Here is an 817-nt window from a genome sequence, read left to right as displayed (position 1 = left end):
CACGAACAGCGGTGCACCGGCATCCTGTGCTGCCTGCTTTGCCGCACGGATGCGGCGCACGATCTCCGGGTGGGTCAGGCTGTCCAGCGCCGCCTTGCCTTCCGGGGTGGCAAAGGCGCGGTCAGCCAGCAGGCGGCGGTCCAATGTGCCGTCTGCTTTTAAAATGTCTGCGCCGAACCGCTGGGCCAGCCGGGGCAGCAGCGGCGAGCCGGGCAGTAAAATCTCGCGGCTGATCTGGTCGGCATCGGCCAGCGGCACACCGTGGGCCGAAAACACCGCCGTGACCGTGGATTTGCCGCAGCCGCTGCGGCCCGTGATGCCAAGCGCGATCATAGCTTGATCACCCGGAAAGCCGCAGCGCGGATCAGGCGGTTGTACACCGCCATGGAAAGGCCGTCCTTCTGCGGGCAGCGGGCGTAGACCACGGCATCGCCCTGCTCATCCAGCGCGCGCAGGCAGCGGAAGATGTGCTTTGCCTGATCGGCACCGTCGCCCTCGCGTCCATACTCCACGCAGGGCACACCCAGCTTTTCCGTCTCGCCGGTAAAGCACAGGCAGCTGGGATTCTGCTCGGCGTGGGCGTCCACATAGGCTTTGAACTGCTCAAAGGTGCCGTCCAGCAAGGTCACATCCGCCTTGGGTGCGTAGTGCTTGTACTTCATGCCAGGGCTGCGCACCACAGCACCCTCCGGCAGCTTTTCGAGGATGGCTTTGGACACTTCCACCTCTTCGCCGAGGGCACGCTCGAGGTCCTCCAGCGTGATGTGGCCCGGGCGGAACAGGGTGGGCTTTTCGCCCACCACCGACACCACAGTGC

General features: G+C 65.5%; 2 protein-coding genes. Both read right to left on the bottom strand.

Annotated elements, in window-relative coordinates:
• Positions 1 to 333, bottom strand: a 333-nt coding sequence (coaE, locus tag QZL71_RS10160; RefSeq protein ID WP_294648635.1) for a dephospho-CoA kinase, incomplete at its 3' end; no start/stop codon positions are given.
• Positions 330 to 817 (bottom strand): Sua5 family C-terminal domain-containing protein (locus QZL71_RS10155; protein ID WP_294648634.1); only part of this gene is annotated, 488 nt, incomplete at its 5' end. The genes coaE and QZL71_RS10155, both read right to left, overlap by 4 nt.

It is taken from the genome of uncultured Faecalibacterium sp., assembly GCF_900066275.1.
In the GTDB taxonomy this organism is placed as follows: domain Bacteria; phylum Bacillota; class Clostridia; order Oscillospirales; family Ruminococcaceae; genus Faecalibacterium; species Faecalibacterium taiwanense.
The sequence above is the reverse complement of the archived record's forward strand: the minus strand, read 5'-3'. Positions and strand labels throughout refer to the sequence as shown.